The sequence below is a fragment of the Burkholderia sp. 22PA0106 genome (assembly GCF_047497155.1).
GTDB lineage: Bacteria > Pseudomonadota > Gammaproteobacteria > Burkholderiales > Burkholderiaceae > Burkholderia.
In genome coordinates, this window is record NZ_CP163162.1 from 524,492 (window position 1) to 538,951 (window position 14,460).

The 14,460-nt window shown below is 68.7% G+C and carries 9 protein-coding genes; 2 read left to right on the top strand and 7 right to left on the bottom strand.

Translation table 11 applies throughout. The annotated features are described in order from the left end of the window. Positions 1 to 8: 8 nt before the first annotated feature. Entirely contained in the window at positions 9 to 1,535 is a 1,527-nt protein-coding gene (locus AB4850_RS02295; RefSeq protein WP_414441004.1) for an efflux RND transporter periplasmic adaptor subunit, read from the bottom strand. A 31-nt stretch (positions 1,536 to 1,566) separates the two neighbouring features. Beyond that, positions 1,567 to 4,776, bottom strand: a complete 3,210-nt coding sequence (locus tag AB4850_RS02300) for an efflux RND transporter permease subunit (RefSeq protein WP_414441005.1) — start codon at positions 4,774 to 4,776, stop codon at positions 1,567 to 1,569. 272 nt (positions 4,777 to 5,048) lie between these two features. Between AB4850_RS02300 and AB4850_RS02305 the strand changes: the two genes are divergently transcribed. Then, a complete protein-coding gene (locus AB4850_RS02305) occupies positions 5,049 to 5,327 on the top strand; it encodes a DUF4148 domain-containing protein (protein ID WP_414441006.1) in 279 nt (92 codons plus the stop codon). A gap of 81 nt (positions 5,328 to 5,408) precedes the next feature. On the opposite strand, the gene AB4850_RS02310 is transcribed toward AB4850_RS02305, so the two are convergent. The 3 genes from AB4850_RS02310 to AB4850_RS02320 form a co-directional block, all read right to left on the bottom strand. Then, entirely contained in the window at positions 5,409 to 7,676 is a 2,268-nt protein-coding gene (locus tag AB4850_RS02310; RefSeq protein ID WP_414441007.1) for a TonB-dependent receptor, read from the bottom strand. A 535-nt stretch (positions 7,677 to 8,211) separates the two neighbouring features. Beyond that, on the bottom strand, positions 8,212 to 8,664 hold the full coding sequence (locus AB4850_RS02315) for a histidine kinase (RefSeq protein WP_414441008.1): 453 nt from the start codon (positions 8,662 to 8,664) through the stop codon (positions 8,212 to 8,214). Between the two features lie 76 nt (positions 8,665 to 8,740). After that, positions 8,741 to 9,490 carry a hypothetical protein gene (locus AB4850_RS02320; protein ID WP_414441937.1) on the bottom strand — a complete coding sequence of 250 codons (750 nt, stop codon included), beginning with the start codon at positions 9,488 to 9,490 and terminating at the stop codon, positions 8,741 to 8,743. A gap of 274 nt (positions 9,491 to 9,764) precedes the next feature. Here AB4850_RS02320 and AB4850_RS02325 point away from each other — a divergent pair, with 274 nt between their 5' ends. Continuing rightward, positions 9,765 to 10,094, top strand: a complete 330-nt coding sequence (locus tag AB4850_RS02325) for a DUF4148 domain-containing protein (RefSeq protein WP_414441009.1) — start codon at positions 9,765 to 9,767, stop codon at positions 10,092 to 10,094. Positions 10,095 to 10,273: 179 nt separating this feature from the next. On the opposite strand, the gene AB4850_RS02330 is transcribed toward AB4850_RS02325, so the two are convergent. Further along, positions 10,274 to 13,336 (bottom strand): efflux RND transporter permease subunit, encoded by a 3,063-nt coding sequence (locus AB4850_RS02330; RefSeq protein WP_414441010.1) that lies wholly within the window; start codon positions 13,334 to 13,336, stop codon positions 10,274 to 10,276. Continuing rightward, the gene (locus AB4850_RS02335; protein WP_414441011.1) at positions 13,333 to 14,448 is read right to left on the bottom strand and encodes an efflux RND transporter periplasmic adaptor subunit; all 1,116 of its coding nucleotides are present in this window, start codon (positions 14,446 to 14,448) and stop codon (positions 13,333 to 13,335) included. Before AB4850_RS02335 ends, AB4850_RS02330 begins: the two co-directional genes overlap by 4 nt. Positions 14,449 to 14,460 lie beyond the last annotated feature (12 nt).

Below are 14,460 nucleotides of genomic sequence, written 5' to 3' on the forward strand. Positions count from 1 at the left end.
TGCGCCTTTTAGTGCTGGGTGGTAGGGGTGGCGGCGGCTGAGGTCGAGCCCGCTGCCGAGCCCGAGCCCGAGCCCGAAGCCGAACCTGCCGAACCTGCCGAACCTGCCGAACCTGCCGAACCTGCCGAACCTGCCGAACCTGCCGAACCTGCCGAACCTGCCGAACCCGCCGAACCCGCCGAACCCGCCGAACCCGCCGAACCCGCCGAACCCGCCGAAGCCCCCGATGCCCCCGATGCCCCCTCACCCGGCACCGCCGTACGCGTCGTCGCCGTCACGCTGACCATCGTGCCCGCCGCGAGCGAATCGCCCGGGTTGTCGATCACGCGATCGCCCGCGCCGATCCCGCCGACGATCTCGACGCGCGTGCCGAAATCGCGCCCGATCCGAACCTGCCGCAACGCCGTGCGGCCGTCCTGGCCGACCACCGCGACGGTCACGCCGTCGGGCCGGTACAGCAGCGCGCTGACCGGCAATTCGAGCGCCGGGCTGGCGCTGGCGATGCTCAAATGCGCCTGCGCATAGGCGCCCGGCATCAGCGTGCCGTCGCGGTTGTCCACGTCGATCTCGACGCGCAGCGTGCGCGTGACCGGATCGATCGCGCCGCTGCTGCGCACGACGCGGGCCGCGAAGCGCCGCCCCGGATATTGAGGAGAACCGAGATAAACGCCGGTGCCGGTCGTCACGTTCGCGGCGCTGTCCTGCGGCACGTCGACGAACACGCGCAACGTATCGGTCTGCTGAATATGGAACAGCTCGCCGGTCTGGCCGGGCGAGCCCGGCGTGCCGCCCGCCGTCACCAGCGTGCCGACGTCGACGTTGCGCGCCGTGACCACCCCCGCGAACGGCGCGCTGACCGTCTCGAACGACACGAGCTGCGCCAGGTGCGCGACGTTCGCCTGCGCGGCCGCGAGCAGCGCGCGCTTGGCGTTCATGTCGGCCGACTTGGTGTCGGCGTCCTGCTGCGAGACCGATTGCGTCGTCAGCATCTGCTGCCAGCGAGCGGCCGTCGATTTCGCGTAATCGTAGTTGGCCTGCGCGACAGCCTCGTCGGCGCGCGCCTGCTTCAGTTGCGCGTCGAGATCGGGCGCGGCGATTTGCGCGAGCGTGTCGCCGGCCTTCACGTGCGCGCCGATGTCGGTCCGCCAGCGCGCGATATAGCCGCTGGTGCGCGCGTAGATCGCGGCATCGGCGAACGGCGTCACCGCGCCCGGCAGGATCAGCTCCTGATCGGCCGGCGCCTGGCCGGGCAGCACCACCGTGACGGGCAGCGCCTGCTGGGCCGCCACCTGCGTGTGCTGCGCGGCGCTCGCCGCCACGCGCGGCACGATGCCGGCGGCGAGCAGCGCGGCGAAGCCGGCCGCGAGCGCCAGTGGCAGCACGAGCGAGCGACGGCGCGGCGGGGTGGCCGGAACCTGGGCCTGAGCTTGGGCGGTACCCGGTGCTTGAGCCTGAGCCTGAGCCGGTGCCTGAGCGTGGGAAGGCGCGGACGGCGGCGTGCGGTCGGCGGGATCGAAATCGTTCGTATCGTTCATGATCGGTAGGCGCGAAAGGGTAGCGGCGGGCTCAATGACGGCCGGCGGACGGAGCGGGATCGGCGGCAGGGGCGGCCGGCGGCGCGGCGTTGCGCCGTTTCTCCAGCCAGGCGTGCACCATGCCGAACACCACCGGCACGAACAGCAGCGTGGACAGCGTGCCGAACGCCAGCCCGCCGATCACGGCGCGGCCGAGCGGCGCGTTCTGCTCGCCGCCGTCGCCGAGGCCCAGCGCCATCGGCAGCATGCCGATCAGCATCGCCAGCGCCGTCATCACCACCGGGCGGAAGCGCGTGAAGCCCGCTTCGAGCGCGGCCTGCCACGGCGCCGCGCCGTCGCGCAACATCTCGCGCGCCGCGTTGATCACGAGAATGCTGTTCGCGGTGGCGATGCCGATACAGAGGATCGTGCCGGTCAGCGCGGGCACCGACAGCGTGGTGTGGGTGGCGAACAGCATCCACGCGATGCCGGCCAGCGAGGCGGGCAGGCCGCTGACGATCACGGCCGGGTCGAGCCACGACTGGAAGTTCACCACCATCAGCAGATAGACCAGCGCGATCGCGAACGCCAGCCCGGCCAGCAAGCCCGAGAACGACGTGTCCATCGCCTGCACCTGGCCGCGCAGCACGATCTTCGAGCCCGGTGGCAACTGGGCGCGCGCCGCGTCGACCAGCTTCGTCACGTCGGCGGCCACGCCGCCGAGGTCGCGCGCCTGCGTCGACGCGTAGAGGTCGAGCACCGGCTGCACGTTGTAGTGCGACACCACCGCCTGCTGGCTTGCGCGCGCGAACGTGCCGAGCCCGCCGAGCAGGTTGCGCGGGGCCGCGCCGGCCGGCGTCGCGCCGGTGCTCGGCGGCGACGGCAGCGGCAGGTTGGCGAGCGACTGCAGCGAATCGATCGCGTATTGCGGCGCTTCGATCGCGATCGGGTAGCTCACGCCGTTGCTCGGGTCGAGCCAGAAATTCGGTGAGGTCTGCGAACTGCCCGACAGCGCGATCAGCAGGTTCTGCGAGACATCGCGCTGCTGGAGGCCGGCCAGGATCGCGCGGGTGCGGTCCACGTTCACGTTGATGGCCGGCTCGTCGCCGGGCTGCTGGATGCGCGCATCGACGAGGCCCGGCACGCCGCGCAGTTGCGCGAGCAGGCGGTTGGCCACCTGGCGGTTCGCGTCGAGCCGGTTGCCGACGATCTGGATGTCGATCGGCGAGGGCAGCCCGAAGTTGAGGATCTGGCTGACGATGTCGGCCGGCAGGAACGCGAACGTGATGCCGGGGAACGCCTGCGTCAGCGCGTTGCGAAGCTCCGCCACGTACCGCGCGGTGGGCGGATGGCCGGCCTTCAGCGAGATCATGACGGTGGCGTCTTCGGTGCCGATCACGCCGCTCGAATCGTAGGTCAGGTTGATGCCGCTGACGGGCACGCCGATGTTGTCGAGCATCGAGGCGATCTGCGCAGGCGGGATCACCGCGCGGATCTTCGCCTCGACCTCGTCGGTCAGGCGCGCCGTCTGCTCGATGCGGGTGCCGGTGGGCGCGCGCAGATGCAGGCGGATTTCTCCGGTATCCACGGCCGGGAAGAAATCGCGGCCCGCGAACGCGAACAGCGAGGTCGAGGCCAGGCAGGCCAGCACGAAGCCGATCACCACCGCGCGCCGGCGGCGGATCGCGCCGTCGAGCAACGCACGGTAGCGCGCGCGCACCGCCTCGAAGCGGCGCTCGAAGCCGCGCTGGAAGCGCGCGAAGCGGCCGGTGGCGGCGGGGTTCGGCGCGCGCAGCAGCCACATCGCGAGCGTCGGCACCAGCGTGCGCGAGAGCAGATACGACGCCGCCATCGCGAAGATCACCGCCTCGGCCATCGGCACGAACAGGTAGCGCGCCACGCCGGTCAGCAGGAACATCGGCGCGAACACGATGCAGATCGACAGCGTGGAAACGAACGTCGGCACGGCGATTTCGCCCGCGCCGGTCAGGATCGCATCCTCGAGCGGCGCGCCGCGTTCGAGGTGATGCGTGATGTTCTCGATCGCCACCGTGGCGTCGTCCACCAGAATGCCCACCGCGAGCGCGAGCCCGCCGAGCGTCATGATGTTGATGGTCTGGCCGAGCGCCGACAGCGCCAGCAGCGAACTGAGCACCGCCAGCGGGATCGACACCGCGATGATCAGCGTGGCGCGCCAGCTTCCGAGGAACAGCAGGATCATCAGCGCGGTCAGGCAGGCGGCGATCAGCGCCTCGCGGATCACCCCCTGGATCGCCGATTTCACGAACACCGACTGATCGCCGAGCGCGGTGATCTTCAGCGCCTTCGGCAGCCCGGCCGCGATCTGCGGCACCAGCGTCTTGACCTGCCCGATGATCGACAGCGTCGAGGCGCTGCCGGTTTTCTCCACCGTCAGCAGCGCGGCGCGCTTGCCGTCGGCGCGCACGATATTGGTTTGCGGCACGTAGCCGTCGCGCACGTGGGCCACGTCGCGTACGTAGATCACGTTGCCGTTGATGGCCTTTACCGGCAGGTTGTTCAGCGCGGCGATGGTTTGGGTGCTGCCGTTCATCTGCACGTTGTATTCGCGCGCGCCGATCTTGGCGGTGCCGCCGGGCAGGATCAGGTTCTGCGCGTTGACGGCGTTGACCACGTCGGACGGCGCGAGGCCCTTGGCCTGCAGTGCGCGCGGGTCGAGATCCACCACGATCGAGCGCACCTTGCCGCCGTACGGCAGCGGCACCGACGCGCCCTGCACGGTCGCGAGCTGGGTGCGGATGAAGCTGTTGCCGAGGTCGTAGAGCTGCTGCTCCGGCAGCGTGGTGCTCGACAGCCCGAGCTGGAGGATCGGCACCGTCGAGGCGCTGTACGTGATGATGTTCGGCGGCAGCGTGCCGGGCGGCATCAGGCGCAGGATCGACGCGGAATTGCTGGCCGCCTGCGCGATCGCGCGGTTGATGTCCGCGCCGGGGTGGAAGAACACCTTGACCACCGACACGCCGTTCAGCGACTGCGATTCGATGTGCTCGATGTCGTCCACGTCGGACGTCAGCGCGCGTTCGTAGATCGAGGTGATGCGGTGCGCCATGTCCTCGGCCGACAGGCCGTTGTATTGCCAGACGATGCTGACGACGGGGATGTCGATGTTCGGGAAGATGTCGGTCGGCGTGCGCAGGATGGCGAGCGGGCCGCCGAGGGCGATCAGCAGCGCGAGCACGACGAACGTATAGGGCCGGCGCAAGGCCAGCCGGACGATCCACATGGCGGTTCCTTCCGGGCAGGGGGAGCGGGGCGGCGTGCATGCCGCGACGGAAGGCGCCAGTGTGGTGGCGCGGCGGCGTCCCCGCTCTGACGCGCACATTACGAAAGCGTCATGTGCGCGGATTGCGGTTTTGTCATCCGATCGTCAAGTTCGCGGCAAGGCGCGGCGACCAGAATCGTTTCCGTCGGCCCGCTTTCCATTCCATCGCGCTGTATTCGATTCGGATTGCCAAGCATCGAGGCCGCTTCATCGACGGACGACGGAGGTTACTCATGAACAAGACGATTCGCGGGATCGCGGCGCTGGCCGCGGCAGGGATGGCTTCGCTGGCGCTGGCTGCACCGGCCATGGCCAAGGTGGACAACAACGGGCTGACGCGGGCGCAGGTGCATGCGCAACTGGTGGACGCCCAGCGCGACGGGCTGGTGCCGGCGCGCGATGGCGACTATCCGCCGTCGGCGCAATCGATCGAGCGCAGCCGCGAGCTGTACGCGATCTCGCATCACGCCGCATACAGCGAATCGGGCGGGCGCGCAGTGGCGAGCGAATGAAAAAAGCGGGCCGAATAGCCCGCTTTTTTGTGCCGGATGCGCCGGAGCCAACCCGACGCCTGGTACTGCATGCCTTGAGGCTTACTGATAGAAGTTCATCGTCAGCATCGCCGAACGGCCCGGCGCCCACGATGCGTAGATCGGGTAGGCGGTCGCGAAGTACTTCTTGTCGAAGATGTTCTGCACGTTCAGTTGCAGGTCGATCGACTTGGTCACGTGGTACGTGGCCGCCGCATCGAAGCGCGCGTAGCCGGGCGTCCACTTGCGGGCCGTGGCCGCTACCGACGCGTAGGTCAGGCTCGAGATCGTTGCGCCCGCACCCACATTCAGCTTCGGCAGCGCGTCGTAGCTGGTCCACAGCGTGAAGTTGTGCTTCGGCACCATCACCATCGGCAGGCCGGAGGCGGTCGGGCTGCCCGGGCCGGCGTTGGTCGTGACGGCGTTCAGGTACGAGTAGCCGCCGAACACGTGCCACTTGCGCGTGACGTCGCCGGCAAAGCCGAACTCGAAGCCGCGCACCCGTTGCGAACCGGCGTTGACCGTGTGGCCCAGGCCGTCGGACACGCGGGCGTTGGTCTTGTCGGTCTGGAACAGCGCGGTGGTCAGCGACAGGCGCTGGTCGAGCACATCCCACTTCGCGCCCACCTCGATGTTGCGCGAGCGTTCCGGCGCGAGATCCTGGTTGGTCGCGACCAGCTGATCGGTGCCGCCGCCGATGCCGGCGTTCGAGCCCGGCGGGTTCGACGAGGTGCCGTACGAGGTGTACAGGCTGACGGTTTCGATCGGCTTGAACACCAGGCCGAACTGATAGCTGAACAGGTTCGCCGTGTTGGTCAGGTCGGCCACGCCGGCCTGCTGGGCGCGCACGTCGTAACGGTCGTAGCGCAGGCCCGCGTTGAAGCGCCAGCGCTCGGACAGGCGCACCGTGTCGAACAGGTAGGCCGACGCCATGTCGGTGCGGGTGTTGGTGGTCGGGCCGGGGAAGGTCTTGTCGCCGTTCAGCAGCAGGTTGCCCGTCCACGGGTTGTTCGGGTTCCAGCTGCCGAGCGGCGTGCAGTTGAACGCCACCGTGCACGGGCCGCCCGAGCGGATGTTGTTGCCCTTCGAATCGCTGACCAGATAGCCCTCGTAGCGGCTCTGTTCGTGGCTGAACTCGATGCCGCCCGTCAGCGTGTGCTCCATGCCGAACAGCGTGGCCTTGCCGGTCAGCTCGGTCTGGTTGGCGATGTTGTTGGTCGCGTACTTGCCGCTCTTGGCCTGCAGCGAAATGATGTTCGAGGTAGGCGAGGTCAACTGCGGGTTGGTGGCCACGTAGTCGAGCGTCGAGCGGCCCACCACCGTGGTGTTGCGCAGCTTCCAGCCGCCTTCGAGGCGATGCTCGACGCGCACTTCGGCGGTGTCGGTCTGGCCGTAGCGGTAATCGCGGTTGTTCAGCCCGTAGAACTGGCCGCGATCCGACTGCACCGGCGTGCCGCTCGCGCGGAACGGCACGCTGAAGTCGGGCATGTCATAGCTGTTCAGGTGGTAATAGCTGACCGTCACCTGGGTCGGCGTGTTCAGGCCGAACGTGACCGACGGCGCGATCCCCCAGCGCTTGCTGTACACATCGGTGCGGCCGGCCTGGTCGGCGTCGTGGCCCATCACGTTCAGGCGCACCGCCGTGGTGTCGTTGAGCTTGCGGTTCACGTCGAGCGTGGCGCGCTTGTAGCTGTCGGTGCCGAAGCCGATGCTGCCATTGGTGAAGTTGTCGTTCTTCGGTGCCTTGGTGACGATGTCGATGCTGCCGCCCACCGAGCCGCGCCCTGCATAGACCGAATCCGGGCCCTTGACCACGCTGATCTGCTCGATGTCGAACGTCTCGCGGTTTTGCACGCCCGAATCGCGCATGCCGTCCACGAAGATCGAGTTGCGCGATTCGAAGCCGCGGATCACCGGGCGGTCCGCCGACGGGTTCGCCGCCGCGTCGCCGCCGAGGAACGTGATGCCCGGCACCGTGCGCAGCGCGTCGGCGAAGGTTGTCACGTTCTTCTCGCGCATCACTTCCTCGGGAATTACCGTGACCGAGCGCGGCGTGTCGAGCAGCGGTGCGGTGAACTTGAACGAGGGCAGCGCGCGCGTCTGCATCTCCGCTTGCGCCTTGACGGACACCGTCGGCAGCGTGGCGCTGCGCGTTGTGGAGGACTGCGAAGCGCTTTGCGAAGCCGAAGCGGCGGGTGCGGCGCCTGTCGAGGTGGTGGCCGGGGCAGTGGTCGGGGCAGTTTGGGCGACCGCGACGAGCGGAGCCAAAAACACGGTGCAGGCCAGGGCCGAAACGAGCGCGCGAGGCTTCGTATTGAGCGAAGTAGACATGGGCGAGAGGGCGGTGGTGTCGAAAAACGGCGTGTCGCGGGGGCAATCTCGCCCGCTGAATATTGATCTTAATGAGAATGATTCGTGATTGCGTTCCGGATTGTATTGATTTCGAAATGCTTTGTAAACGAATGTTGTAAAAAATCGACTCGACCATTCTTCTGAGCAAAATCAAGGCGGAACGGCGGTTTCCGGGCAATCGCGTGGTACGCGCGCGGGGTGGTGAAGAGAGGTGGGAAAGAATTGGCAAGAATGAATCGCCAGTGAATATGACGATTACGGATAGATGGCGCACGGTCGGCCGGGCGTCCCGGCATTGCGCTTCGAGCAAGTTTGTATTGCGGGTGGTGCGGCCGCCGTTAACGCCACGTTAACGTCGCGGCGCTCATGCTGCGTCTCCGTGCCGCGTTGGCGGCCACCGTCCACGCAGAGTGATTGGGGGAGCGGACGCATCTCGTGCGCTCCCCGTCTCACTCTTTTACGACCCGGCCTGCTGGCCGGGTCTTTTTTGCCTGTGCGCGTGCCGATGCCCGCTTCAGGCCTTGCCGCCGGGCTGGTCCAGGGTGGTGAGCAAGGCCGCGAGCGCCTGCTTGCAGGCGGCCGCGTCGGGCTTGCTCGCGCGCAGGGCGGACAGCGCGTGGTCGATCGCGTCATCCACGCGGTGCCAATCGGCGGCGGCGCGCGGCTTCAGCGACGGCTCGGCGCCGTCCCACTTCGTTTCGAGATCCTTGATGCGTGCCTTCGCGCCGGGCAGGTTGCCGGCGTCGACGAGCTTCGCCGTATCGGCGGCGATGGTGCGGAAACCGGACAGGTCGCCGAGCTTCGACGGCGCGGCGGTGGCGGCCTGGGCCGCTTGCGCGCCGACGATCGCGCCGGGCACGAACGGCAGCGCGACGAAGGCGCCGAACGACAGCGAGACGAAGGCGCCGAACGACAGCGAGACGGCGAGCAGGGGCGCGGACAGATGACGGATGGTGCGGGAATGCATGGCAGGACTCCTGATGAATGGGCGGCCGGCGGGCCGCGATGAACAAGCGAATGAATGACCGAATGGAGGGAACGGATCAGGCTGCCGCGCTGGAAGACCCGCCGCGCCGGTGCGCGATGCTCAACGCGCCCACCAGCAGCACGATCACGACGAGGAACGCGAGGCTCGTATACACCGTGCCCCAGCCGAGGCCGCCGTATTCGCGTGCCTGCGAGAGCAGGTCGCCGAGCGAGGCGCCGAGCGGACGCGTCAGCACGTAGGCGATCCAGAACGCCAGCACGCGCGGCATGCCGAGCCAGGCCGCGAACCCGGTCAGGGCGATCAGCGCCGCGCAGGCCAGCACGCCGAGCTGGAAGCCCATGCCGAGCGCCTCGGTGGCCAGGTCGCCGGCCGCCGTGCCGAGCGCGAACGTCAGCAGGATCGCGGCCCAGTAGAAGGTTTCGCGGCGCGTCGTGACGATCGTCTCGAACGACAGCGTGCCCTCGACGCGATACCAGATCGCGAACGCCGCGGCCAACGCCACGGCGAAGCAGGCGCTGCTGGCATGGAGGCTGACGTGCAGGCCGTCGGTCAGCGCGTCGGTGATCTGCGTGCCGACCACGCTGACCAGCACCACGTTGAGCCAGTAGATCCATGGCACGTAGGCGCGGGTGCGGAACTGCGCGGTCAGTGCTGCCGCGAGCAGGAGCAGCATCAAGCCGCCCGTGATCGCGGTGCCCAGGCCGACGTTGACGGCCAGGTAATCCGCGCCGGTTTCGCCGACGGTGGTGGTCAGGATCTTGATCACCCAGAAGGCGAGCGTGACGGGCGGTACTTTATTGAGCATCCGGGCGGCGTCGCCGGTGCGGGGCGTTGTCATCGAAATCACGGGAGTCTCCACGGTCGCGTGCGCGATCCGGGCGGACCGCGACGCCACTGTGCCGTCGCGCAGCTTAAGTGAAGCTTACGAATTCATTTCTGTTGCGAGGGTGTCGCCGTTAAGGTCGAGTTAACCGCGAACCCGGAAGATGGGTCGTGGATGTCGAGCGAGGCACAGGCTGCATCGATCGCCGATTCGTTCGCATCCCTTCTCTTCTGGAATTTACAAAGGAATCCATATCATGAAAAAGCTGCTTGCCTCGATCCTTGCCTTCTCCGCGCTTGCCTCGGTTGGCGTTGCTCATGCCGACGTCACGCATCTGACCTCGCGCGACAGCGTGAAATCGGAACTGGTGCGTCTTGAACAGGTGGGCTACAACCCGGCGCACAAGTCGGACAATTATCCGAACGACATTCAAGCCGCCGAAGCGAAGCTCCACGCGCAGGATGCGATGGCCGCCAATGGCGCGCCGCGCGATACGTCGGGTTACGGCTATGCGCCGGCCGGAACATCGCAAGGCGGCACGGTGGCGCATCTGGGCGATCGTGACGGGTTGTATACGCATCACTGATGGCGGCGTGCCGTTTCATCCAGCCGCGCGACGCGCGACCGGGCCTCATCGGCCCGGCCCGCGTCAGGTATCCCAAGTGTGTCGATGCTGCCTTCAGGCAGTTGAGCTGAAAGGCCCCGAAGTCGCTCGCGCGACGACGGGGCCTTGTCGTTTCATCGGCAGCCGGAAGCCGGCGAACGTCAATCGCTGCGCCCCCCACCTCGCACCCGCAACAACATCCGCAACACCGCCGGCAGCACCACCAGCACCAGCGGCAACTGCACTACCAGCCCCGAAATGATCGCGACCGCCAGCGGCTGCTGCATCGCCGAGCCCTGCCCCAGCGCGAACGCCAGCGGCAGCAGCGCCAGGATCGCGGCGATGGTGGTCATCGCGATCGGCCGCAGCCGGTTGCGGCCGGCGAGGATCAGCGCCTCGTCCACCGGCATGCCGTCCTCGTGCACCAGCGAGCGGAACTCGGACACGTAGAAGATCGCCACCTCGGTCACGATGCCGATGATCATCGTCATCCCCATCATCGCGGAGATGTTCAGCTCGATGCCGGTCAGCCACAGCCCGACGAACACGGCGCCGGCCGCGAGCAGCGGCATCGCCAGCACGGCCAGCGCGATGCGCAGCCGCTCGTACAGGAACAGCAGCAGCGCGAACACCAGCGCGAGCGCGGCGCCGAACACGGCCAGCAGCCCGCGAAACGCGATCTGCTGTTGCTGGTACAGCCCGCCCAACTCGTAGTACACGCCTGGCGGCAGCAGCGACGGCGTGGCGAGCGCGTGCTGCACGTCGGCGATGGTCGAGCCGAGGTCGCGGCCGTCGATGCGCGCGGTCACGGCCACCATCCGCTTGAGGTTGTCGCGGCTGATCTCGGGCTGGCCGCTGACGGTTTCGGGCGTGGCCACGCGCGACAGCGCGAACAGGTGCCCGTCGGGCGCGCGGATCGACAGCCGGCCAAGCTCGGTATCGGTCAGGCGCCGCGCGCCGGCCACCTGCACGCGCACGCCGATCGTCTTCGGCCCGACCTGGTATTGCGTGGCGACGCTGCCCTGCACCATGTCCGACACCTGCTGCGCGATGGCCTGCGGGTCCACGCCCTCGGCCGCGACGGCGTCGGCGCGAATGTGCAGGTCGAGCGCGTCGCCGGCCGGGTTGATGCCGTCGTTCACGTCGACGATGCCGGGGATCTTGCCGATCTGCGCGGCCACATGCTGCGCGGTGGCGTCGAGCACGGCGGTGTCGTCGGCGTAGATCTTGATCTGCACCGGCTGCGGCACGGCGGTCAGGTCGCCGATCAGATCCTCCATCAACTGCGCCAGCTCGATGCTGACGCCGGGCACCTGCGCGTCCACCTGGGTGCGGATTTCCTCCATCACCTTGTCGATCGGCTCACGGTCGCCCGACTTCAGGCGGATGAAGAAGTCGCCCTTGTTCGGCTCGTTGAGATCGCCGCCGAGGCCCGCGCCGGTGCGCCGCGAATAGGTATCGACGTTCGGGTTGGCGCGCACGATGGTTTCGATCTGCTTCATCAGCCGATCCGTTTCGGTCACCGAAGTACCGGGCGCGGTGTGATAGTCGAGCACGAAACCGCCTTCGTCCATCGACGGCATGAAGCCGCTGCCCACCTGCGTGTAGGCGAACGCCGAGGCGGCCAGCAGCGGCACCACGCCGAGCAGCACCAGCAGCGGCCGCGCGCTGACGCGCGATACCAGCGCCAGATAGCGGCGGTTCAGCCAGCCGCCGAGCCGCGTTTCGGGATGTTCTTCGGCATCCTTTGCGGTCAGCCAGCGGTCGCAGAGGATCGGGATCGCCAGCCACGTCACCAGGAACGAGATCAGCAGCGCGCTGGCCATCGTCACCGACAGCGCCTTGAAGAACGCGCCGGTCACGCCCGACAGGAACGCCAGCGGCACGAAGATGATCAGCGTGGCGGCCGACGAGCCGGCCAGCGGGCGCGTGAATTCGAGCGCGGCGCGCATCACGCGGCCGTGGAAGCCGTGCTCGTTCGGCTCGCGCATGCGCCGTGCAATGTGCTCGATCATGACGATCGCGTCGTCGATCACGAGGCCCACCGCCGCGGCCATGCCGCCGAGCGTCATGATGTTGAAGCCCATGCCGGCCACCTTCAGCAGCAGGATGGTGGCGGCCATCACGATCGGCACGAGCGCCACGGCGATCAGCGTGATCTTGATGTTGCGAAGGAATACGAACAAGGTGGCGGCGGCGAGCAGCACGCCGATCAGGATCGCATCGCGCACGCTCGACGCCGAGGCCACCACCAGCTCGCTCTGGTCGTACCAGTTCGCGAGGTGCACGCCGGGCGGCATCTGTTTGGCGAAGCCGGCGAGCTTGGCGCGGATCTCGCCGGCCATCGCCACGCTGTTCGCGCCGGGCTGCTGGTAGACGTTGACGAGCACCGCGTCGCGGCCGTCGGCGGTCACGCGAATCCACTGCGGAACCACGCCGCGCGTGACGCTGGCCACGTCGCCGAGCCTCACCTGCGTCGCGCCGCTGGTGGACACCACCACGTCGCGCAGCGCGTTCAGGCCGCTGAACGCCGCATCGGCCACCACCAGATAGAGCTTGTCGTGATCCTCGATGCGGCCGGCCGCCATCAGCACGTTGCCCGCGCCCACCGCGCGCGACACGTCGGCTACCGACAGCTTGTAGGCCGCCAGCCGCTGCGGATCGACGGCCACCTGCAGTTCGTCCTGCGCGCCGCCCGTCACGTCCACCCGCGCCACGCCGCCCACCGCCGACAGCAGCGGGCGCAACTGGAACTGCGCGAGATCGCGCAACTGCGACAGCGATTGGGTGGTCGAGGTCAGGCTGTAGGCGATCACCGGGAACACGGTCGGGTCCATCCGGCGCACCTGCATGCTGGTGCCGGGCGGCAACGTCGACATGATTTCGGCGATCGCGGCCTGTGCCTGCAAGGTGGCCTGCGCCATGTCGGTGCCCCAGCCGAAGTTCAGCGAGATCTCGGCCGCGCCGCGGCTCGTCTTCGATTCGACATCCTGAACGTTGGGCACGCGCCGCAACGCTTCTTCCACCGGCATCGTGACCAGCGCGGCCATCTGTTCGGCCGGGCGGTCGCCGGCGTCGAGCGACACCACCGCGCGCGGGAATGCGACGTTCGGGAACAGCGAGATCGGCAACTGCAGCGCGGTCAACGCGCCGGCGATCGCGAGCAGCGCGATCACGAACAGCAGCGAGCGGCGGTGCGCCTGCATCCATTGGCCTGCGTTCATCGCTTGACGCCCCCGGTGGTGCGCACGGCCGCGCCGTCCGTCAGTTCGTAGTTGCCCGACACGACGATCGGCCAGTCGGCGTGCAGCGGGCCGTCCACGCCGTAGCCCTGCTCGTTCTCGACGCGCGTGGCGACGGCGATGCGATGCGCGCGCGCGTCGGGGCTGACCTGGAACAGCCACGCGCCCTTCGCATCGCGCAGCACGGCCGCGCGCGGCACGATCCACCAGGTGCCGGAGTTCGCCGCGATGTCGGCGCGTACGCGGGTGCCGGGCAGCAGCGCGCTGCCGGCCAGCGGCACGGCCGCGCCGACATCGACGAGCTGGCTTTGCGGATCGATCGACGCGCCCACCACCGTGATGCGGCCCGCGACGGGCGCGCCGGCGCGAGCGGACAGGCCGGCGAGTTTGACGGTGTCGCCCGGATGCAGCGAGACGGCATCGGCCGGCTCGACGCCGAGCATGACGTTGGCGGCGGCCTTGGCCGCGTCGTTGCCGTTGCCGGGGCTCACGCCCACCAGTTGCGCGAGCGCCGTACCGGCCTGGATCTGGTCGCCGGGCGTCGCGCTGATCTGCGACACCACCGCGTCCGCGGAGGCGGCCACGGTGTGCGGGCCGGCGGCGATGCCGAGCCGCGCCTGCGCATCGAGCGCCTGCCGCGCATCGGTATCGGCCTTGCTTGCGGCGGCCAGTTGCGAGGCGGTGGCGAGGCCGTCGTGCAGCATCGCTTCGGTGCGCACGCGTTCGTCGCGCGCCAGCTTCGCGGCGCTTTGCGCCTGCGCGAGCGCGGTCACGGCGGACGGATCGGCCTCGACCACGAACAAGCCCGCGCCGCGCGCGACGCGCTGGCCCGGTTGCACGAGCACGCGCGTGACGCGCGCCACGTAAGGCAGGCTGACGGTGACGGCGTTTTCGGCCGAGGCGGCCACCACGCCGTAGGCGCGGATCTGGTTCGAGGCCTGGCCGCGCGTGACATGCGCGAGTTCGACGGTCACCGTGGCGTGCGTGTCGGCGTGGGCGAGAGTGGGCGCGACGGCGGGTGCGAGCACGGCGGCCAGGGCCGCGGTCAGCACGGCGAGGTGCGGCGCGGCGCGGAAATGCGATGAGAAGGGCATGGGCGGAATCGG